Here is a 20,049-nt window from a genome sequence, read left to right as displayed (position 1 = left end):
GATGTCCCCGTGGATGGTAGATCCACGCCATGCGTGGATGCCGTCCGCGCGACCTACACCATCCCGCCGTTGGCGCGCAGCACCTGGCCATTGATCCACCCGCCATCGGCACCGGCCAGGAACGCCACCGCACCGGCGATGTCCTCTGGCGTACCCAGCCGCTCCAGGGGGTTCATCTTCGCCAGCCGCTCGATGAGTTCCGGCGATTTGCCATCCAGGAACAGGTCGGTGGCGGTCGGGCCGGGGGCCACTGCGTTCACGGTGATGTTGCGCCCTCGCAGCTCCTTGCTGAGGATCGCGCCCATCGTCTCCACCGCTGCCTTGCTGGCCGCGTACACGCTGTAGTTCTCCAGCTTGATACCGACCACGCTGGTGGACAGGGTGATCAGTCGGCCACCGTCGCGCACCCGTCGCGCGCTTTCGCGCAGCACGTTGAAGGCGCCCTTGAGGTTGATGCCGATCACCCGCTCGAAAAGGGCGTCGTCGGTATCGGCCAGTGGTGCCAGCTGCAGCACGCCGGCGCTGTTGACCACCACGTCGATGCCGCCGAAACGCGCCTCGATGGCGTCGAACAGCTGGCGGACCGCCTGTGGATCGGCCACGTCGGCCTGCAACGCGATGGCCTGCGCACCGGCTTTGTTGAGTTCGGCCGCCAAGGCTTCGGCGTCGTCGCGGCGGCCCGCATAGTTGATCGCGACCGCGTGGCCATCGGCGGCCAGGCGGCGGGAGATGGCCGCGCCGATGCCACGGGAACCGCCGGTGACCAGGGCGACAGAGCGGGCGGGGGAGAGGGTCATGGTGGCTTCCAGCAGGGCACGCCGGAGTGGCGCAGGGCCATCTTCACCACATTATCCTTTCGGATAATCCTGCATAATCCGCCAACATCATCCGGATAGCCGAATAATGGACCGCTTCACGGCCATGCGCGCCTTCGTCCGTATCGTCGAGCGTCGCAGCTTCACCCGGGCCTCCGAGGACCTCGGCCTGCCGCGGGCCACAGTGACCGACGCGATCAAGGCGCTGGAACAGCGGCTGGGCGTGCGCCTGCTGCACCGGACCACGCGGGTGGTGGTGCCGACGCTGGAAGGCGAGGCCTTCTATGGCCGTTGCCTGCGCCTGATCGCCGACATGGACGATGCCGAGGCCGCGTTCCGTGATGCGCCGCCGCGCGGCCCGTTGCGCATTGACGTGCATGGCACGCTGGGCCGGCATCTGCTGTTTCCGCACCTGCCGGAATTCCTGCAGCGCTACCCGGAGATCGAACTGGACGTCAGCGAAGGCGACCGCTATGTCGACCTGCTGCGCGAAGGCGTGGATGCGGCGTTGCGGGTGGGGACGCTGGCCGACAGCGACCTGGCGGCGCGCCGGTTGGCGATGCTGCGCGAGGTCACGGTGGCCTCGCCGGGTTATGTGCAGGCGCACGGCCTGCCCGATACCATCGAATCGCTGCAGGACGGCCACCAGATGGTCGGCTACCGCTCCAGCGCCACCGGCCAGCTGATTCCTCTGGAGTTCCAGCAAGGCGGGCAGGTGCGCTACGTGTCGCTGCCGGCGCGGGTGCGTGTTTCCGGCGCGGACGCGTTCCTCGGTGCCACGCTGGCAGGCCTGGGCATCATCCAGGCGCCGCGCTATCGGATGGATCCCTACATTGAGCGCGGGCAATTGGTTGAGTTGTTGCCGGAGGCACCACCGACGCCAAGCCCGCTGAGCCTGGTCTACCCACGCAACCGCACGCCGTCGCCGCGCTTGCGGGTGTTCATCGACTGGGTGGCGGGGGTGTTCGACCAGACCGGGGTTGCCGGCCAGCGGCCGGCACTACCGAAGCGGCGCCCCTGAGACGCTGCGGCGGGCTGACCGTGCTGGGTAGTGCCGGCCGCTGGCCGGCAACTGCAATGCGCTTGATGCTCCAGGGGTGCCGGCCAACGGCCGGCACTACCGGGCTGCGGTGCTCGACAGCACCAGCTCGAACATGGTGCCGGTGTCATCTGACGCAACACTCACGCTGCCGCCGTGCGCCTGTGCAATCGCACGGGTGATCGCCAGGCCCAGCCCCGCACCTTCGTGGCGGCCACGCTCGCCACGGTAGAAACGATCGAACAGGCGGGGCAGCGCTTCGGCGGAAATCGGGGTGCCGACGTTGTGCACGCTGACCCTGCACACGCCATCGGCCTCGGCCAGCCGCAGCCGCACCTCGCTGCCGGCAGTGGCGTGCTTCAACGCATTGGACAGCAGGTTGGCAATCGCCCGGTGCAGCATCAACCGGTTCCCTTCCACGCTCGCCGTGCCTTCGCGCCGCAACGTCAGTTGCCGGTCCTCGGCCAGCAGGTCGTAGAACTCCAGCAGCGAATCCACCACCGCGTCCAGCGCCACCGGCTCGCGCGAGGGCAGCGCGCCCGGTGTCTCGGCCTGCGCCAGGTACAGCAGGTCGCCCACGGTCTGCGCCAGTTGCTGCAACTCCTCGGCACACGACGCCAGCGTCTCGCGGTAGGCCTCGTTGCTGCGTGGGTGCGCCAGCACCACCTGCACCTGGGTCAGCATGTTGGTGATCGGCGTGCGCAGCTCGTGGGCGAGATCACCGGAGAACTCGGTCAGCCGCGCGAAGTCCTGCTGCAGGCGCGCCAGCATGCCGTTGAGCGTCTGTGCCAGTTGCTCCAGCTCGGCCGGTGCACTGCGTGCACTCAGCCGGCGCTGCAGCCGACCGGCGGTGATCTGCCGGGCCTCATCGGCCAGCGTACGCAGCGGTCGCAACGTGCGCCGAACCACGTAGCCGCCGAGCAGGCTGCTGGCCACGGCGGCGCCGATGATGGCGATCGCCAGAAGATGGCGGAAGCGCTGCAGGAAATCGGCATGGCGGTCGTCATCGATGGCCAGCAGGGTGACCAGCTGGCTGCCGTCGGCCAGCGCCTGGCGCAGGTGCAGGGCATGCATGCAGCGACCATCGGCGAGGATCCAGTCGTGCCGCCGTGGCGCGGCGTCGATGGGCTGGCTGCGTGCATGCTCGCGCAGCAGTGCCGGTGCGGTGGAGAACAGCACCGCGCCGCTCCCATCAACAATGTGGAAGGCGATATCCGGATGATGGCCCAGCGCCTCTGCCAACCGCTGCCCGCGTGCGGATGCAGGTCCATTGCCGGCCAGGTCACGGATCAACGCAACCTTGTTCTCCAGTTCGATGAAATCCTGGGCGACCAGGTCGTGGCGGGCACTGACATAGATCGCCACGCCCAACGCGGCCAGCACCAGCGTAGCCACGATGGCGAACAGCAGCGTCAGCCGTACCGCAATGGAACGGCGCAGGCTCATCCGTTGCTCACTGCACCGTCGTCCGGTGCCTCCAGCACATAGCCCATGCCGCGCACGGTGACGATCAGCTTGGTGTCGAAGTCATCGTCGATCTTCGCGCGCAGGCGGCGGATCGCCACGTCGATCACGTTGGTGTCGCTGTCGAAGTTCATGTCCCACACCTGCGAGGCGATCAGCGAGCGCGGCAGCACCTCGCCGCGGCGGCGCGCCAGCAGTTCCAACAGGGTGTATTCCTTCTGGCTGAGGGCGATGCGCTGGCCGCCGCGTTCGACCCGGCGGCGCAGGGTATCCACCACCAGGTCGGCGATGACGATGCGCTCGGCCTGCGGCAGCGCCTGGCCACGACGCAGCAGGGTGCGCACGCGTGCCAGCAGCTCTGCGAAGGCGAATGGTTTGGCCAGGTAGTCATCCGCGCCCAGCTCCAGGCCCTGAACGCGGTCGGCGATGCTGCTGCGCGCGGTCAGGAACAGCACCGGTACCTGCCATCCGGCCTCGCGCAGCCGCGACAGCACGTTCCACCCATCCAGGCCGGGCAGCATCACGTCGAGAATGACCAGCTGGTACTCGCCGCTGCCGGCCAGGTGCAGCCCGTCGACGCCGTTGCAGGCGAGATCGACCACGTAGCCGGCCTCGATCAGGCCCTGGCGCAGGTAGTTGCCGGTCTTGGGTTCGTCTTCGACGATCAGCAGTTTCATGATGCGCCCATCATCGCAGCTTGGGCCCGTGCTGGAACGGATGAGTCATGCCGATGGGTCCAGCGTGCCGAGCACCGCCACGCAGGCCAGCACCAGCAGCGCCAGCACCGATTCGAAGGCCAGGCTGTGGCGAAGTGAGCGCAGCGGCCTGGGTTGCCAGCCGCCGCGGATGGAGACCGCCAGCGCCGGCACCAGCCGCCAGCGATGCAGTGCGGCAAACCCCAGCATGCCACCGACCAGCGCCAGCTTGAGCAGTAGCCAACGCCCATGTGCGGCGCCGGTCAGGGTCTGTATGGAACCGCCGAGATCGACATAGGTGTAGGTGCCGGTCATTGCCAGCAGGGCGACGATGATCGTGCCCGGCACGGCGAAGCTGTGCGCGGCCTGCCACAGTTCGCGGGTACGTTCGCGCAGGCGCAGGCCCTGTGGACGCAGCGCCAGCTGCAGGATGGCGGTGATCGCACCGACCCAGGCGCCGGCGGCCAGCAGGTGCACGATGCCGGCCGCCAGCCGCAATGTCCCGCCGAATCCATCACCGGCGGCGGCGTGACCATTCCAGGCGAGGCTGGCCAGAGTTGCCGCCGAGAGTGCCAGCAGGGCCAGACGGCGCAGGCCCTGCACCGGGCGATTGACTGCCAGCAGCGGCAGCATTGCCAGCAGGGCCAGGATGCGCAGCAGTCCCGCCTCACCCACCGGCGTACCGGTAAGAAACCAGCGCGCCGTCTCGCCATCGATGTCGACCGCTGATATGCCGAGCACGCCGGACAACCGGCTCACGGCATCGGTGACGACCAGGATCAGTGCAGCCACGGCGAGCGTCAGCGAGATGCTGCGCGGCAGTCCGGGGCGGACGAACAGCAGCCGCCCGAACAGCAGCATCAGCACCAGGTATAGCGCCAGCCGCAGCGCATACGGCGAGAGCTCGGCCATGGCGGCGGCCTTACTTCACGGTGAAGCGGTAGTTGCCGGTGATCGGGTGGCTGTCCTGGCCGACCGCGCGCCATTGCAGTGCGTAACTGCCTGCGGGCAGCGGCTTGGCGAAACGCGCGCGCAACGTGTGGCCATCTTCGGAGAGGTCCTGCGCGGTGGTGGGCATGGCCATCTTCATGCGGCCATGGTCCATGCTCAGTTCGATGCGGGTGGCACGCGGCATCACCTTCTCGCTGAACTGCAGTTCGATCTGGCTGGCCGGAGCCACCGTGGCATCGGCGGCCGGCGTCGAACGCACCAGGCTGGGATGGGCCAGTGCCAGCGGCGCAACCGCGAGGCCGGACACGAGGAGGACAAGGGAGGCGGAGCGGAGCAGGGGACGGGTCATGCGTGGCACACCTGTGGAAGACGTGGCCCACAGGGTGGAGGGCAGCGCCTTTCGCCGCCCTGACCCGCACATTACCGATCTGTAATGTTTCGTCTGCCAACAGGTAGTGCCGGCCGCTGGCCGGCATCACAGCGCTGCCAACGGCCCCTGCATGCGATGGAAGCTGCCATCGGTGGCGGTGAACCAGGCAAGCGAACGCCCGCCGACGAAGTCATCGACATGCACGACCGTAGCGCCATCGGCTTCCTGCCACGAAATGGCATAGACCCCTTCGCTGATCCGCTGCCACTCGCAGGCGGCTTCACCCTGCGCACCGGCATAGGCGCCAGAGACGATGGCGTACTGCACGTGGCTGCCATTGGCGCTGTAGACATTGTCTGCGGCCAGGCCGTCATAGCTGACGCGGAAGCGGCGGCCGGCGAACAACGGCAGGGCAGGGGCAGTGCTCATCGGATCGCCACCGGGTTGATGTTCACCTGGGTCGAGCCGACGTACAGCGGCTGGCCAAGTACGAACAGGAATTCCCAGGCCTTGTCGCGCACCAGGGCACGGCTGTCGATCAGCTCCAGGTTGTAGATGCCGCGCTTGGCCAGCATGTACTGGTTGATCGGGAACTCCTCGGTACCGTTCGGGTTCGGGTAGACCTCCGAGGCCCAGGTGTCGCCACCGAAGGCGACGATGCCCTGGTCGGCCAGCCACTTCGCGGCCTCCATGCCAATACCCGGTTCCACTTCCAGGAACTGCGTGTCGTCCTTGCCGATCAGTTCCAGCCAGCCAGTGTTGAACAGCACCACGTCGCCCTTGCGCAGGCTCAGACCCTGCTTCTTCAGCACGGCCTGGATGTCGGCCACGGTGAACTCGGTGCCGCCGGGCACGATCGCCTTGCCGTAGTAGGCGGTCATGTCCAGCACGACGCCGCGGGTGACCATCGGCGGCACCTTCTCGACGCCGAGCTTGCGCACGCCGTCCACAGTTACGAAGTCGGCGGCCTTGTTGCCGTTGTAGTAGACATTGTCGATACCGATATGGCCGATGCCGTTGAGCTGGGTGCCAACGCCGGTCCAGGCGTTCACCAGTTCATCGTTGAAGGTGAACTTGTTGGGGCCCAGCGACTTGCCGGCCTGCTGGCCGACCTGCACGTTGTACAGGCGGAAGCTGCGGTGGCGGAACGCGGGCAGGTTCTTGTCCACCGGCACCGCCAGCGGATAGGTCTTGCCGGTCCTGACCAGCGATACCGCGTGCTTGACCACGTCCGCGGTCAGCAGGTTGGCCGCGCCGATCTCATCGTTGGCGCCGTAGGCAGAGGGATACCAGTCCTCGGCAGTGGCCTGGAAGGACAGCGGCAGGGTGGCCAGCGCAAGCGCGGCCAGGGTCTTCATCTTCATGGCAAAGCTCCGGTAACTGTCAGGCCGTCGCGGGGGCGGCAAGCGGGGCGTGCGACGCGGCGGCGCCGGCATGGGCCGGGAAGTGCGGCAGCACGTACTCGGCGATTTCGTGGAAGGTCTCGGCCAACGGCCGTTCGTTGCGGCGGAACTGCAGGCCGATGTGGTCGACACCGGCCGCCTGCATGGCGTGCAGCTCGGCCAGCAGGGCGTTGCGGCCGCCGCGCAGGCCGAATCGCCAGCGCTGCAGGGGGGCATCGGCATCGGCCACCAGGTCCAGGTGGATGAAGCTGGCATACGGCTTGTTGCCGGCCACGGCGCGCCAGGTCGCCACGCGTTGGGCATGGTCCTGTGGCGTGCCCGGGTAGGCCAGGCAACCGTCCATGTGCTGGCCGATCCACGCCGGTTGCTGCTGGGCCAGCCCGGCCACGAACAGCGGCAAGGCCGGGCCATCCGCGGGCAGCACCTCCAGGCCCTGCGGCAGGTGCGCGGCGGCGCCTTCGCGCAGCAGTGCGACCTGCTCGCGGAAGCGGCTGCCACGGGTGTCGAAGTCGCGGCCGAACAGCGGGTACTCCACCGGGCGGTCGCCACTGGCCACGCCCAGCAGCAGGCGGTCACCGCTCAGCCGCTGCACGCTGCGCGCCGACTTCAGGGTCAGTAACGGCTCACGGATCGGCAGCACCACCGCACCAGTACCCAGCAGGATGTGCTCGGTGATGCCGGCCAGGTAGCCGAGGTAACTGAATACCTCGAACACCTGTGCCGCATCGCCGAAGGCCGGGTCGTACACCGGTACGTCGCGTACCCACAGCGCACGGAACCCGAGGCGGTCGGCCAACCGTGCCAGCTCCGCGTGGCACTGCAGGTCCGGTTCGCCGGGCAGGCGTCGCGCGGCGCGTCGTGCCTGTTCGCCCAGCGGCGTCCAGTCATTGTCCAGCGGTGCTTCGATGCCGATGCTGAAACCACCGGCCTGCAGCCGCGTCAGCGCACTGCCCATGGCGAGGCTCCTCAGTCCCAGGCCGGGGCCAGGCCCGGCGGATCGACTTCGCGGCCGTTGCGGTCAAGCGCGGCGATCGCGGCCATGTCATCGGCATCCAGGTGCAGGTCCTGTGCGAGCAGGTTGCTGGCCAGGTTCTCGCGCTTGGTCGAGGACGGGATGACCGAGTAACCCAGTTGCAGCGCCCACGCCAGCGCGACCTGGGCCACGGTGGCCTGGTGCTTGTCGGCGATTGCGGTCAGCACCGGATCCTTCAGCACCTTGCCGTAGGCCAGGGTCATGTAGGAGGTCACGGTGATGCCCTGGTCCTGCAGGAAGGCGGTCAGTGCCGGGTTCTGCAGGTAGGGGCTCAGTTCGATCTGGTTGGTGGCGATCTCACCGGCGCCGACCACCTCGATGGCCTGCCGGGTCAGCTCGATGTTGAAGTTGGATACACCGATCTGGCGGGTCAGGCCCTGCGCCTTGGCTTCGGCCAGTGCGGCCATGTACTCGCGTAGTTCAACGCCATTGCCCGGCGCCGGCCAGTGGATCAGCAGCAGGTCCACGTAGTCGGTGCGCAGCTTGGCCAGGCTGTCGCGCAGGCTCGGGATCAGCTTGTCGGCGGCGTAGTTGTCCACCCAGATCTTGGTGGTCAGGAACAGCTGGTCGCGTGCTACGCCGGATTCGGCGATGGCCTGGCCGACGTCGGCTTCGTTGCCATAGATCTGCGCGGTATCGACCGCACGGTAGCCGACCTCGAGGGCGTTGCGCACCGAGTCGATGACGGTCTGGCCGGTCAGGCGGAAGGTGCCGACGCCAAAGGAAGGAACGCTCATGATGGACTCCAGGGACTTCGTTGAGAGCCGGTGGGCTCGGGACAGGGCGAAGTGTGGGCGCTTTACATTTGTTGATTAAGCTGTGTATACGGGAAACGCTTTTGCGCCGAGGTAAAAAATGAAAACCACCCTGGATGAGCTGAAGGCCTTCGTGGCCGTGGTCGACAGTGGTTCGATCACGGCGGCGGCCGAGGCGCTGGAACTGACCATCTCGGCCACCAGCCGCACCCTGGCGCGACTGGAGGACAAGCTGCAGACCACGTTGCTGCGGCGGACCACGCGGCGGCTGGAACTGACCGAGGAAGGCGCGGCATTCCTGGAGTACGCGCGCACGATCCTGGCCACGGTGGACGAGGCCGAAGAACAGATGGCCGCGCGACGGCTGCAGCCGGTCGGGCGCCTGCGCGTGGATGCGGCCACGCCATTCATGCTGCACGTGATCGTGCCGCTGCTTGAGGGGTTCCGTGAGCGCTACCCGCAGGTGGAGCTGGAGCTGAATTCCAATGAAGGCATCACCGACCTGATCGAGAAGCGCACCGACGTGGCGTTCCGCATCGGTGTGCTGCGCGATTCCACCCTGCATGCGCGGCCGATCGGCCACAGCCGCATCCGCGTGGTGGCCGGCCCCGAGTATCTGCGCCGGCATGGCACGCCCACGCGGGTGGAGCAGCTGCGCGAGCATGACCTGCTGGGCTTCACCCAGCCCAGTTCGTTGAACGAATGGCCGCTGCACGATGCCGATGGTGGGCCTTTCGTGATCGAGCCGGCGATCGCTTCATCCAGTGGCGAGACACTGCGGCAGATGGCGGTGGCGGGGTTGGGCATCGCTTGCCTGTCCGACTTCCTGACCCGCCAGGACCGGCGTGATGGCCGCCTGGTGCAGCTGTTCGCCAAGCAGACGCAGGAAGTGCGGCAGCCGATCAACGCGGTGTACTACCGCAACACCGCGCTGGCTGCACGCATCACCTGTTTCGTGGACCACGTGACGCAGACGCTGGGGCAGCGACCATTCGACGAGTGAGGGGCATGGTTTGCTGGGCAGGGCCCGGCGCTACCACGGGCTGCGGTGCTGCGTGGCCCACGCAGACGGTGAGCAGCCGACTACGCGCCGGAAGGCCGCGCTGAACTTGCTCGGGTTGGCGTAGCCACAGGCCAATGCAACCTCGGTGACGTTGCGCCCCTGCACAAGCTGCGCGCGCGCCCACTGCATGCGGCGCTGGGTCAGGAAGGCATAGGGTGGTAGCCCGGTGGCTGCACGCAACGCACGGCTGAACGTCGATGGGTCCATCTGCAGTGCCGCCGCCAGCTGTGCAACCGCCAGCGGTTGGCCGTACTGCGTGTCGATGTACTCCTGCAGGCGCTGCAGTTGCCGCACGGACAGCGCGGGGCCCCTTGGCGGCGTCGCTCGCGCATGTCCGGCGAGTTGTTGCAGGCGGTGCAGCAGCACCTGCGCGCCGTGCTCGAGGAATCCGGGAAGGCAGGCATCGACCTGCGCGCTGCACCACAACGCCTGCAGCACGGAGGTGACCACCGGGTCGCGCTGCAGGCGCGCCGCCAGCGGTTGCAGGTCATGCAGCTGGTGCATTTCCAGCGGAGGGCGGCCGGTATCGATGGCAAGGCCGAGCACTTCCACTGCAGGGCTGGCATAGGTGCCGATGTCACCAGGCAGGACCACGTTGAATTGACCAGGTTGCCAGACGCCCTGCAGCAGGCCGCTCTGGCTGCGCTGCTGCAGGCGCCCGCCGCCACCGATGGCCATGCCCAGGCGCAGCTGATGTGGATGGCCAAGGCCGCCTTCGCTCGGTTCGAAGCGGTGGCGCAGCAGCACCACCGCACCGTCGTCACTGGTCACCATCGCGGGCGGTTGTGGGCCGGTTTCCTGCAGCAGCTGGTCGGCGAGGGCTCGCATCAGGAAAGCACGCGTCATGGATCCGGAAACGGAGCAGGGCTGCCAGGAATGGAGTGGCGGCACTGCGTGAATGTTACAGGATAACACTCTTGTCCTGCGCTGCCGCCGCCCGCGCATCCGCCACCCCATCCGTCGAGGTTCCCGCTTTGAAGTCGTCCACGCCTGCTGCCGCGTTCATCGCGGCATCCCTGCTCATTCCCGCCATCCCCGCTCTGGCCCAACAGGCCGACCCGGCCACGCTCGACGGCGTCCGGGTCACCGGCTCCAAGCGCGACACTCCGTACCTGAAGAGCGACCTGTCGGTGACGGTACTGGACCGGCAGGCGCTGAAGGAGGCGGGTGTCACCGAGTTCCGCGACCTCGACAAGCTCGCGCCCAACGTGAAATTCAATGCGATGGGCCAGCTCAGCAACATGTTCATCTCGATCCGCGGCATCGAGTCCAATCCGTTCCTGGTCAACCGCGCCTCGGTCTACATCGATGGCATCCCGTTTCGCGAACTGAGCAACGCGGTGCTCAACCAGGTCGAGTCGGTGGAAGTGCTGCGCGGGCCGCAGGGCACGCTGTACGGTGCCAACAGCGAGTCGGGGCTGGTGCTGGTGCGCACACGCGGCCCGGCCGATGCGCGAGAGGGCGAGGTCAATGTGCGCAGCACCTGGTTCGGCAACGGCAATGGCACCGCTCTCGATGGCTTCCTGGCAGGGCCGTTGAACAAGACGGGCAGCCTGTCCGGCTCGGTGGCGTTCATGGGCTCGGATGAGGATGCCTACCTGAAGAACCTCACGCCGTCCGGTGCGCGCGGCAGGGTGGGCGAAGGCTATCTGCAGGGCAAACTGCGCTGGCGGCCAAGCGACTATGTTTCGGTGAACGCGCTGGCCTATCACCTGCGCACCCGCGCGCCCGGCATGTTCGAGTACGAGTACCTGCCGCTGGATACCGGCCTGTACAACCGCACCTACGGCACGTCGCTCAACGGAGGCCGCCATGCCGGTGACTTCACCTACATCAACGACGCGCCCAAGCGCACCGAAAAGGATGAGTCGGTTGCGGGTCTGAGCGCGCAATGGCAGCTGCAGGCCGGCACGCTGGACGTGGCCGCCTCCTGGCGCAGCGAGGAAGTGACCTCCGCGGGCTATGACTTCGACATGACCCAAAGCCCGGCACTGGCAGGCCGCATCTACGACCGGAAGCGCGAGTGGACGGCCGAGGCGCGCTTCAGTTCGCCCAGCGACCAGGCCCTGACCTGGATGGCCGGCGTGTCCACCTACCGCAACAGCAAGGATTCGATCCTTGGCACGTTCGTCGGCCCGGTGCTGCATGGGCTGGACAGTTACAACCTGGCGCCGCGGCAGACCTCGAAGGGCGAGGACTACAGTGTGTTTGCTACCGCCAGCTATACCTTCCCGGCATTGCCGAAGCTGACTGCCAGTGCGGGCCTGCGGCATGAGCAGGCGCGGCGTTCCACCGAGCAGCGTGCCGGTGCGCTGGACCTGGGTGCCGGTGGCCGCGTGCTGTACCGCGATGCCGCGCTGGCGCACACCTTCTCGGCCACGCTGCCGCGGGTGTCGCTGCGCTACGACGCCACCGACGACCTGTCCTTCTATGCCGCTTCAGCCAAGGGTTACATTCCAGGTGGCTTCAACCTGGCCGCAGCGCAGAGCGCTGTGGTCAACGACAAGGTGCTGCGCTACGAATCCGAACGCATGTGGAGCCACGAGCTGGGGTTCAAGATGAATCTGGCGGGCGGTCGCGGCCACATCGGCGGCGCGCTGTTCCACATTACCTCGGACAACTGGCAGGAGATCCAGGTGGCCACTGATGCCAACGGCCGCCCGATTTCGTCGGACTACGTGGGATCGGACGCCTCGATCCGATCACGGGGTGCAGAACTGGAGGGTGTGTTCGAAGTAGTGCCTGGCTTCACGCTGATGGCGAATGTGGGCTACGTCGATGCGAAATACACCAAGCTGTGGGTCAGCGTGGACCGGAATCTCGACGGCAAGCGGGTCAAGTTGACGCCGCATTACACCGGCTACCTGGCTGCACGCTACCAGTTCGAATCCGGGCTTTACGCGCGGCTGGAGTCGCAGTTCACCGGCTCCAGCGCACTGGACGAGCGCAACCGCGCCTTCCAGCCGGCCGTCGCCGTGCTGGGTGCACAGCTGGGCTACGAAACCGGGCCGTGGAGCGCACGGGTCTTCGTGCAGAATCTGACCAACAAGCGTCGCATCAACGGCCTTATCTTCGACAACCTGGCTTTTGGGCGTGACGGTAACTACTACGGCCCGGTCGACAGCCCACGCATCTTCGGTGCGGAAGTAGGCTATCGCTTCTGATGATGGGTAGTGCCGGCCGCTGGCCGGCATCTTCGGGGCGCCGGCCAGCGGCCGGCGCTACCGGCGGTTACGCAGCGCCCGTCGATTGCCGATGTGCGCTGCCGCCAACAGCACGCCACCACATGCCGTGGCCACGCCATGCCAGAGCAGCGATTCCTTCAGCGGCAGGTACAGGGAGGCCGACAGCAGCAGGATCGCGCCGGCGCAGGCCAACTGCACAGGCCGCCAGCGCCGATGCCGGTGCACCCCGGCCGAGGTACTCGCCAAGGCCAGCGACGAGGCCAGCAGCGCGAACAGCCATTCCCAGCGCGACATCATCAACAGCAATGTCATCGCGCCATGGCCGGGATGCTGGAACGAGCGCAGTGCCATCATCGCCGCCGGCACGAAGGCCAGCAGCAGGGGCAGGGCGATGCAGTGGGCGGCGCAGGCCAAAGACAGCCAGGCACCGGCAAGATCGAAGCGGGGGTGCCAGCGTGCCGAACGTGGCGGCTGGGCCAGGGCCCTTGCGGACGTCGTGGGGATATGGTCCATAATGTTACATAGTAACAATTGGAGACTCCCCCATGAAGCTTCCTGCTGCTCTTTTCCTGCTGCTGGCTGCCAGCGCCGCACAGGCCCATGACATTCGCCAGCATGCACCGCACGTGCATGGCCAGGCGACCGTCGATGTTGCGCTTGACCAGCAAACCCTGGAATTCGCCCTTCAGGCCCCCGGCATAGGCATCCTTGATTACGAGCGACCGCCCGCCAATGCAGCCGAGCAGGCCGCGCTGGCACGGGCCACGTCGTTGCTGAAGGGCGGTAGCTGGGTCACCTTGCCCACCGCTGCAGGGTGCCGTCTGGCCACCCGTAAAGCCGATGCCGAGGGCTTCGACGCGACGGCCGCCGCGCCGCCGCCAGGTCAGCACCGGCACGCAGGTTTCAGCGCAACGCTGCAGTACCACTGCACCAAACCTGCCGAGCTGCGCGCCATCGTCGTGCGCCTGCCCGTGCTGTTCCCAGGCCTGCATGAAGTCATCGTCAACAGCGCAACCGCCAACGGCCAGGATCGCAGCGTGCTCACGCCCGACAACCTGCGCGTGGTGCTGGCACCGTGAGCGCGGCACCGGTGATCGCGCTGGAGAATGTGCAGTTCGGCTACGCAACACGCCTGGTGCTGGATATCCCGCAGCTTCTGATAGAGCAGGGCAGCAGCGTGTTGCTGCGCGGCATCAGCGGTGGCGGCAAAAGTACCCTGCTGGGCCTGTTGGCCGCTGTGCTGCTGCCTGGCAAGGGCCGTGTCGAGGTGGCCGGCCAGGCACTGCAGGACATGGGGGGGGCGGCGCGGGATCGTTTCCGTGCCGACCACCTGGGCGTGATCTTCCAGCAGTTCAATCTGCTGCCGTTCCTCTCCGTGCGCGACAACATCGCGCTGGGCCTGCGCTTCTCGCGCCTGCGCAGCGCGCGCATCAGTGGGCCGCTGGATGCCGAGATCGCCCGCCTGCTGCAGGCCCTGCAGCTGGACCCGGCGCTGATGCAGCGGCGCGCAGGCACGCTCAGTGTTGGCCAGCAACAACGCGTGGCGGCGGCACGCGCCCTGATCGGCCGCCCGGCGTTGCTGCTGGCCGATGAGCCCACCTCGGCGCTCGACCGCGAAGCGGCGACCGCCTTCCTGCAGCTGATGTCCGCGCAGTGCCAGGCGGCTGGCACCACGGTGCTGGTGGTCAGCCATGACGACAGCCTGCAGCCGTTGTTCGACCGCACCATTTCACTGTCCGAGATCAACCAGGCAGGTGCCGGCCATGCTTGAGTTTGCCTGGGCCAGCCTGCGCAGCCGTGCGTTGAGTGTCGGCCTGACCGTGCTGGTCATCACCCTCAGCGTGGTGCTGCTGCTGGGCGTCGAGCGTGTACGCACGCAGGCGCACGAGGGGTTCGCCAGCACCGTATCGGGCACCGACCTGATCGTCGGTGCGCGCTCGGGGCCGGTGAACCTGCTGCTGTACTCGGTGTTCCATATCGGCGACCCGACCAACAACGTGTCCTGGCAGTCCTACCAGGAGCTGTCCGCATTGCCGCAGGTGAAGTGGGCGGTGCCGTTGTCGCTGGGCGATTCCTGGCGCGGCTACCGGGTAGTGGGTACCACTGGCGGCTACTTTGAACACTATCGCTATGGTTCCGGCCACGAGCTGGCCTTTGCACAGGGGCGGCCCTTCGATGATCTGTATGACGCGGTGATCGGCGCGGAGGTAGCACGGGCACAGAAGGTCGGCCTCGGCGATGAGATCGTGCTGGCGCACGGCACCGGTGCGGTCACGCTGGCCACGCATGCCGACAAGCCGTTCCGTATTGCCGGCATCCTGCAGCGCACCGGCACGCCGGTGGATTCGTCGCTGCTGGTCTCGCTGCCGGCCATCGAGGCGATCCATGTCGACTGGCGATCGGGCGTGCAGCTGCGCAGCCAGAGCGTCAGCGCCAAGCAGGCGCGCCACCTGGACCTGACACCGACCAGCATCACCGCCTTCATGCTCGGCCTCAACTCGCGCATCGCCACGTTCTCGGTACAGCGCAGGATCAACGAGTATCCGGACGAGGCGATGCTGGCGATCCTGCCCGGCGTCACGCTGCAACAGCTGTGGCAGTCACTGGGCACCGCTGAGCGGGCGTTGCAGCTGATCAGTGCAATGGTGGTGCTGCTGGGCATGGTCTCGTTGGTGGCGCTGCTGGTCTCGACCCTGCAGGAGCGGCGGCGCGAGATGGCCATCCTGCGTGCCACCGGCGCGCGGCCAGGTTACATCGCCGGCCTGCTCGTGGTGGAAGCGGTGGCGACCAGTGCCGTGGCGTGCGTGCTGGCCCTGTCGCTGCTGGTGGTCGCCAGCATTGCCGGGCGTGGCTGGGTACTGGCCACCTTCGGTCTGTCGATCACCCATGTCTGGCCGGATGGCCGCGAGCTGGCATGGGCTGCGGGCGTGCTGCTGATCAGCGCCGTGGCCGGGCTGGTCCCGGCGTTGCTCGCTTACCGGCGCACCCTGGCCGATGGCCTTTCACCGGGAGGCTGAGCATGCGCTGGATGTGGGTAGTGCCGATGGTGCTGGCGCTGGCCGCCTGTGAGCGGCCGGTGGATACCGGCGTGCAGGCCTTGCCACCCACGCCGGTTGTTGACCGCGATGACTCTGCGGACGGTGCGGAGCAGGAACTGGACTGGCTGCAGATGATGCCGAAGGACGAGCTGGCGGCGCTGGAGCGGGGCGAGGGCCTGGAGGTCGAGCACAACGGCAACCGGCGCATGCCGCAGTTCGGCACCTTCCGCACGGTGGACACGGTGCTGCAGCGGCCGGTGCGCCTGCCGGGCTACGTGGTACCGCTGGCCAACGCGCAGGACGGGCGGCTGACCGAATTCCTGTTCGTGCCGTACTACGGCGCCTGCATCCACGTGCCACCACCGCCACCGAACCAGATCGTGCATGTGGTGCTGCCACGCCCGATCGAGATGCCGGATATGTACTCGCCGTTCTTCCTGGCCGGCACCCTGCGCGCCGAACGGTTGGATGACGATCTGGCCGGTTCGGCCTACACCATGCGTGACGCACAGCTGAGGCCCTATGAACCGTAGTCACCTGTTGCTGGCGTTGGGATGCCTGTGGTTGACGGGCTGTACGGCGCCGGGCGGCGATACCGTGGCGGTCACGCCACAGGAAAAGTCGGCACCCTCGGTCACGGCCGAAGCCGCCATTGATCGCTGGGACGCGCTGCGGCCGGACGAAGTGACCTACCAGCGCCCACCCCCGCAGATCGGCCTGTCACGCAACGGCATGGAGGGCGTGGGTGGCCTGATTGACGACACCGGCTCGGGCACGCCGCCGGGGCTGGAGATCGACCATTCCAGCCCCGACCGTGCCAAGCAGTTCGGCTCTTCGCGCGTGGTCGACGCTGTCGACGGTCGCGCGGTGGATCTGGATGGCTACGTGGTACCGCTCGGCACCAACGATGCCGGCCTGGTCGATGAACTGCTGTTCGTACCGTTCTATGGCGCGTGCATCCACGTGCCGCCACCACCACCGAACCAGATCATCCACGTGGCCCTGGCCACGCCGATCGCGCTGGGCGATCTGTGGGACCCCTACCGGCTTGCCGGCCGCCTGCAGGTAAAGCGCTTCGATGCAGACATTGCCAGCGCGTCCTACGATGCTGCTGCGGCCACGCTGACGGCGATCCGCAACTGATGCGCAGGCGCTGGCTCATGGCTGCCGGGGGACTACTGGGGGCAGTGGTGCTGCTGGTGTGGTGGCAGCGGCAGCGCGCACCCATCGCGCCGCCGGCGGTTGCGTTTCCCGCGCCGACGTCCGACGCCAGCCAGCGCATCGAACAGCGCCTGGCCGATGACCACACGTTCCGCAACGACGTGCTGTTCCTGCTCGCGGCAACATTGCGCGACCGCTGCCAGCCGGCGCAGGTAGGTCTGCTGGCGCGCATGGCCAATCGTGCATCGCTGCCGGTGCTGGCGGCGGTCAGTGCGGTGACCCAGCGGGACCCATCGCTGGACCGGCCGATCTACCAGTACATCCAGCATCGCGCAGATGCGACGCAGTGCGGCCAGCCGCTGCAGATGCCGCTGGCCGGTGGGCGCAGCATGGCCGTGGACATCGAACAGTACGCGCGCACCTTCCCGGACAGCTACTTCGACCCGCAGCGCAGCAGTGAACCCCGGGATTTCGGTGGACTGTCGCTGCAGCAGCGCGCTGGCAATGCCTGCAACAGCGTGGTGTATTCCGTGCTGCCGCTGGGCGGTACCGATTGGCGGTGCAGCAGCCTGCGCGCGAATGCCCGCGCGCGGGTGCGCGGCCTGTGCGAGGACGAGCTGCGGCGCCAGCATGGTGGCATCGGCGGCGAGCTGGACATGGCCGTGGGGCAGGGCATGCAGTCGGCGGTGGTATCGGCGATTGCCGCGCTGCCGGAAGACTGCCGGTAGAGGTGCACCAGTAGAGCCAGGCCATGCCTGGCTGACCGTTCAGTCGAGCAAGCTCGCCTCTACAAAAGCTGAATCGGCTGATTCTGAAGGCCATAACTATACAGGACATCCGGTATAGTTATGATCGTACTCCACCCCCATCAGGTTCCCCCATGGCTTTGTCCCAGCCCTTGGCCGGTGCTCCGGCCCTGTCGCGTGCCCGTCGCTGGGCACTGTTGTTCACCGTCGCCGCCGGCCTGCTGCTGGTTACGCTCGACAACTCCGTGCTCTACACCGCACTGCCCACCCTGACCGAGGAACTGTCGGCCAGTGCCGGCCAGGCGCTGTGGATCATCAACGCCTATCCGCTGGTGATGGCCGGCCTGCTGCTGGGCGCGGGCACGCTGGGCGACCGCATCGGTCACCGGCGCATGTTCCTGATCGGCCTGGTGGTGTTCGGCGTCGCCTCGCTGGCAGCGGCGTTCGCCGACACCGCAACGCAGCTGATTGCCGCGCGTGCATTCCTGGCCATCGGTGCCGCAGCGATGATGCCGGCCACGTTGGCGTTGATCGGACTGAGCTTCCACGAAGAGCGCGAACGCAACATCGCCATCGCGATCTGGGGTTCGGTGGCCATCGTCGGCGCGGCGCTCGGCCCGATCATTGGCGGCTGGCTGCTGCAGTACTTCTGGTGGGGCTCGGTGTTCCTGATCAACGTGCCGGTGGTGGTGGTCGCGTTCGTGGCCACGCTGCTGCTGGCGCCGGAAGGACAGCGCGACACCTCGCGGCCATGGGACCTGGTGTCTTCAGTTCTGGCATTGGCTGCACTGTCCGGCCTGGTGCTGGCGATCAAGTCGTTGATCGCTACGCCGCCGTCGTATGCGCTGGGCGCAGGCGCGCTGCTGTTGGCCGTCGTCAGTGGTGCGGCGTTCGCGCGCCGTCAGCAGCAGCTGCCGTACCCGCTGCTGGACTTTGCGATCTTCCGCAACCCGGCGTTCCTGGCCGGCACGCTGTCGGCGGTGTTCACCCTGTTCGCGATGGCCGGCCTGCAGCTGGTCACCACCCAGCGCTTCCAGCTGGTGGCAGGTTTCACGCCGCTGCAGGCAGGCCTGCTGGTCTCGGTGGCGGCGCTGGGCAGCCTGCCCAGTGCGCTGCTGGGTGGCAGCATCCTGCATCGGGTGGGCCTGCGCCCGCTGATCTGTGGCGGCCTGGCCGCAGGTGCGTTGGGCGTCGGCGTGGTGGCGTTCGGCTTCCCGCACGGCCTTGGTTGGGTGGTGGCTGGCATGGCCATCACCGGCTTCGGCATGGGTTCGGCCATCTCGGTGGCGTCCACTGCCATCCTCAACAACGTGCCGGCGCACCGTGCGGGCATGGCGTCTTCGGTGGAAGAAGTGTCCTATGAGTTCGGTGGCCTGCTGGCGGTGGCGATGCTGGGCAGCCTGAGTGCCGCGATGTACAGCGCGTTCCTGCCGGTCTCGGCCGACATGCCCGCGCTTGCCCGCGAGGGTTTCACCCAGGCGCTGCATGCCGCGCGCGAGAGCGGGCAGGGCGAGTGGTTCGCACTGGCTGCGGCCGCGTATGACCGTGGCTACCAGATCGTCCTGCTGGTGATCACTGCAGTGCTGGCGCTGGGCGCGACGATCCTGGCGCGCCTGCTGCGGGGCCGCGTCGGCAGCCGCGAGGGCGCGGCCGATCGCGTAAAGTGAGGCAATGAGAACCAGCAAGCGCGACCGCATCCTCGACGCCGCCGTCAACGTGATCAATCGTGACGGTGTGCGTGCGGTGACCTTCGAGTCGGTGGCAGCCGAGGCCCAGCTGACCCGCGGCGGCCTGCTGTACCACTTCCCGTCGCGCGAGGCGCTGCTGCGCGGCATCGACGAGCACCTGGTGCAGGCCTGGGAAACGTCGATGGAAACGCTGCTGGGCAAGCGCGCGGATGAAGCGACGGCACTGGAGCGCTACCAGACCTTCGTGCGCGTATCGGCGCAGAGTGCCACCCGTGCCGAGCTGATGTTCATGCTGGAATCGGCCGACCCGGACGCCGATGAGCGTCCGTGGGGGCCGGCGGTACGTCGTTGGGCACCGCTGCCGCCGGAGGCGGGTGCAGGGAATGACAGCGCCGCGCTCGACAATTTCGTGGCGCGGCTGGCCGCCGATGGCCTGTGGATCTACGAGGCGATGTACGAAGGGCAGCTCGATGAAGGCGTGCGCGCCCGTGTTGCCGAGCGCATCGCCGGGCTGCTGGCGAAGTCTGATGGAACGTCCAGTTGAGCGGCCAGCCGGCGCGCAGACATCGCCCGTGGTAGAGCCGACCGCTGGTCGGCTGCCCTTCGGTCAGACAACGAAAATCCCGCGCTTCGCGCGATAGTC

22 protein-coding genes are annotated in these 20,049 nt (G+C 67.5%); 11 read left to right on the top strand and 11 right to left on the bottom strand.

Annotation, left to right across the window (positions count from 1 at the left end):
- Window positions 1-53: 53 nt before the first annotated feature.
- Window positions 54-797 (bottom strand): SDR family oxidoreductase, encoded by a 744-nt coding sequence (locus tag ABR323_RS04140; RefSeq protein ID WP_439448342.1) that lies wholly within the window; start codon window positions 795-797, stop codon window positions 54-56.
- Window positions 798-903: 106 nt separating this feature from the next.
- Here ABR323_RS04140 and ABR323_RS04135 point away from each other — a divergent pair, with 106 nt between their 5' ends.
- On the top strand, window positions 904-1,836 hold the full coding sequence (locus ABR323_RS04135; protein ID WP_439448341.1) for a LysR family transcriptional regulator: 933 nt from the start codon (window positions 904-906) through the stop codon (window positions 1,834-1,836).
- Window positions 1,837-1,932: 96 nt separating this feature from the next.
- Here the strand turns inward: ABR323_RS04135 and ABR323_RS04130 are convergent, their stop codons facing one another.
- From ABR323_RS04130 to dkgB, 8 genes are all read right to left on the bottom strand, one after another.
- Entirely contained in the window at window positions 1,933-3,300 is a 1,368-nt protein-coding gene (locus ABR323_RS04130) for a heavy metal sensor histidine kinase (RefSeq protein WP_439448340.1), read from the bottom strand.
- Window positions 3,297-3,995: a heavy metal response regulator transcription factor gene (locus ABR323_RS04125; protein WP_439448339.1), complete on the bottom strand. Its 699-nt coding sequence runs from the start codon at window positions 3,993-3,995 to the stop codon at window positions 3,297-3,299. Before ABR323_RS04125 ends, ABR323_RS04130 begins: the two co-directional genes overlap by 4 nt.
- 45 nt (window positions 3,996-4,040) lie before the next feature.
- Complete coding sequence (copD, locus tag ABR323_RS04120) at window positions 4,041-4,925, bottom strand: copper homeostasis membrane protein CopD (RefSeq protein WP_439448338.1); 885 nt, start codon at window positions 4,923-4,925, stop codon at window positions 4,041-4,043.
- Window positions 4,926-4,935: 10 nt separating this feature from the next.
- Window positions 4,936-5,313, bottom strand: coding sequence for a copper homeostasis periplasmic binding protein CopC (gene copC, locus ABR323_RS04115; protein WP_439448337.1), 378 nt, complete (start codon window positions 5,311-5,313; stop codon window positions 4,936-4,938).
- Between the two features lie 126 nt (window positions 5,314-5,439).
- On the bottom strand, window positions 5,440-5,763 hold the full coding sequence (locus ABR323_RS04110; RefSeq protein ID WP_439448336.1) for a phenolic acid decarboxylase: 324 nt from the start codon (window positions 5,761-5,763) through the stop codon (window positions 5,440-5,442).
- Entirely contained in the window at window positions 5,760-6,698 is a 939-nt protein-coding gene (locus tag ABR323_RS04105) for a cyclase family protein (RefSeq protein ID WP_126928966.1), read from the bottom strand. Before ABR323_RS04105 ends, ABR323_RS04110 begins: the two co-directional genes overlap by 4 nt.
- A gap of 19 nt (window positions 6,699-6,717) precedes the next feature.
- Window positions 6,718-7,692 carry a TIGR03571 family LLM class oxidoreductase gene (locus ABR323_RS04100; protein WP_439448335.1) on the bottom strand — a complete coding sequence of 325 codons (975 nt, stop codon included), beginning with the start codon at window positions 7,690-7,692 and terminating at the stop codon, window positions 6,718-6,720.
- An 11-nt stretch (window positions 7,693-7,703) separates the two neighbouring features.
- Window positions 7,704-8,507: a 2,5-didehydrogluconate reductase DkgB gene (gene dkgB / locus ABR323_RS04095; protein ID WP_439448334.1), complete on the bottom strand. Its 804-nt coding sequence runs from the start codon at window positions 8,505-8,507 to the stop codon at window positions 7,704-7,706.
- 118 nt (window positions 8,508-8,625) lie between these two features.
- Here dkgB and ABR323_RS04090 point away from each other — a divergent pair, with 118 nt between their 5' ends.
- A complete protein-coding gene (locus tag ABR323_RS04090) occupies window positions 8,626-9,528 on the top strand; it encodes a LysR substrate-binding domain-containing protein (RefSeq protein ID WP_439448333.1) in 903 nt (300 codons plus the stop codon).
- 30 nt (window positions 9,529-9,558) lie between these two features.
- Here ABR323_RS04090 and ABR323_RS04085 read toward each other — a convergent pair whose 3' ends face one another.
- The gene (locus tag ABR323_RS04085) at window positions 9,559-10,434 is read right to left on the bottom strand and encodes a helix-turn-helix domain-containing protein (protein WP_439448332.1); all 876 of its coding nucleotides are present in this window, start codon (window positions 10,432-10,434) and stop codon (window positions 9,559-9,561) included.
- 128 nt (window positions 10,435-10,562) lie between these two features.
- Here ABR323_RS04085 and ABR323_RS04080 point away from each other — a divergent pair, with 128 nt between their 5' ends.
- Entirely contained in the window at window positions 10,563-12,752 is a 2,190-nt protein-coding gene (locus ABR323_RS04080) for a TonB-dependent receptor (RefSeq protein WP_439448331.1), read from the top strand.
- Window positions 12,753-12,809: 57 nt separating this feature from the next.
- Here the strand turns inward: ABR323_RS04080 and ABR323_RS04075 are convergent, their stop codons facing one another.
- Window positions 12,810-13,286 (bottom strand): MerC domain-containing protein, encoded by a 477-nt coding sequence (locus ABR323_RS04075; protein WP_439448330.1) that lies wholly within the window; start codon window positions 13,284-13,286, stop codon window positions 12,810-12,812.
- A gap of 32 nt (window positions 13,287-13,318) precedes the next feature.
- On the opposite strand from ABR323_RS04075, the gene ABR323_RS04070 reads away from it, so the two are divergent.
- From ABR323_RS04070 to ABR323_RS04035, 8 genes are all read left to right on the top strand, one after another.
- Window positions 13,319-13,852, top strand: a complete 534-nt coding sequence (locus ABR323_RS04070; protein WP_439448329.1) for a ZrgA family zinc uptake protein — start codon at window positions 13,319-13,321, stop codon at window positions 13,850-13,852.
- Entirely contained in the window at window positions 13,849-14,544 is a 696-nt protein-coding gene (locus tag ABR323_RS04065; RefSeq protein WP_439448328.1) for an ATP-binding cassette domain-containing protein, read from the top strand. Before ABR323_RS04070 ends, ABR323_RS04065 begins: the two co-directional genes overlap by 4 nt.
- A complete protein-coding gene (locus ABR323_RS04060; RefSeq protein WP_439448327.1) occupies window positions 14,537-15,790 on the top strand; it encodes an ABC transporter permease in 1,254 nt (417 codons plus the stop codon). The genes ABR323_RS04065 and ABR323_RS04060 overlap by 8 nt, the downstream gene beginning before the upstream one ends.
- 2 nt (window positions 15,791-15,792) lie before the next feature.
- Complete coding sequence (locus ABR323_RS04055; RefSeq protein ID WP_439448326.1) at window positions 15,793-16,344, top strand: DUF3299 domain-containing protein; 552 nt, start codon at window positions 15,793-15,795, stop codon at window positions 16,342-16,344.
- Complete coding sequence (locus ABR323_RS04050; protein ID WP_439448325.1) at window positions 16,334-16,954, top strand: DUF3299 domain-containing protein; 621 nt, start codon at window positions 16,334-16,336, stop codon at window positions 16,952-16,954. Before ABR323_RS04055 ends, ABR323_RS04050 begins: the two co-directional genes overlap by 11 nt.
- Window positions 16,954-17,700 (top strand): hypothetical protein, encoded by a 747-nt coding sequence (locus tag ABR323_RS04045; protein ID WP_439448324.1) that lies wholly within the window; start codon window positions 16,954-16,956, stop codon window positions 17,698-17,700. The genes ABR323_RS04050 and ABR323_RS04045 overlap by 1 nt, the downstream gene beginning before the upstream one ends.
- Before the next feature lie 152 nt (window positions 17,701-17,852).
- Window positions 17,853-19,385: an MFS transporter gene (locus ABR323_RS04040; RefSeq protein ID WP_439448323.1), complete on the top strand. Its 1,533-nt coding sequence runs from the start codon at window positions 17,853-17,855 to the stop codon at window positions 19,383-19,385.
- A gap of 4 nt (window positions 19,386-19,389) precedes the next feature.
- Entirely contained in the window at window positions 19,390-19,950 is a 561-nt protein-coding gene (locus tag ABR323_RS04035; protein ID WP_439448322.1) for a TetR/AcrR family transcriptional regulator, read from the top strand.
- The last annotated feature ends 99 nt before the right edge of the window (window positions 19,951-20,049 follow it).

The organism is Stenotrophomonas sp. ATs4, from assembly GCF_051861585.1.
Classification (GTDB): Bacteria; Pseudomonadota; Gammaproteobacteria; order Xanthomonadales; family Xanthomonadaceae; genus Stenotrophomonas; species Stenotrophomonas maltophilia_AS.
Note: the sequence above shows the minus strand (reverse complement) of the source record. Positions and strands in the feature narration are given on the sequence as shown.